This window comes from Pseudoalteromonas sp. c7(2019) (assembly GCF_011378625.1).
Lineage (GTDB): Bacteria > Pseudomonadota > Gammaproteobacteria > Enterobacterales > Alteromonadaceae > Pseudoalteromonas > Pseudoalteromonas arctica.
Map to the genome: position 1 here is coordinate 1 of NZ_WTKS01000113.1, position 366 is coordinate 366.

Annotated in this window: 1 pseudogene; it reads left to right on the plus strand. The window is 30.3% G+C overall.

The window, feature by feature from the left end:
• Positions 1–268: pseudogene (locus tag GQR38_RS20220) on the plus strand (methyl-accepting chemotaxis protein); the annotation flags it as partial.
• Positions 269–366: the final 98 nt, after the last annotated feature.

Here is a 366-nt window from a genome sequence, read left to right on the forward strand (position 1 = left end):
CAACTCACATAGTAAAGTTGAAGCATTAACGCTCTCATTTGGTGTCATTGCTGAAAACATGAAAAATATTAATCAAATGAATGCACAAATTGCCACTGCAACAGCAGAGCAAAACCAAGTAATGTCAGAAATCGAAGAAAGCATTGTTAGTATATCGTCTGTCTCTCACTCAAACAAAGACAATATTATGGTGGTACATACAACGGGACAAACACTTAAAACCAATGTGAATGAATTAAACAAGTTATTGGAACAATTTAAATATTAAGCACTTATTTTATTGAAATTGAGTCCTTGATAAATAATGGTCTAAGTTTGTAAAAACTGTTATTTATCAAGGGCAATAATTTTATTATTTAACCTTAT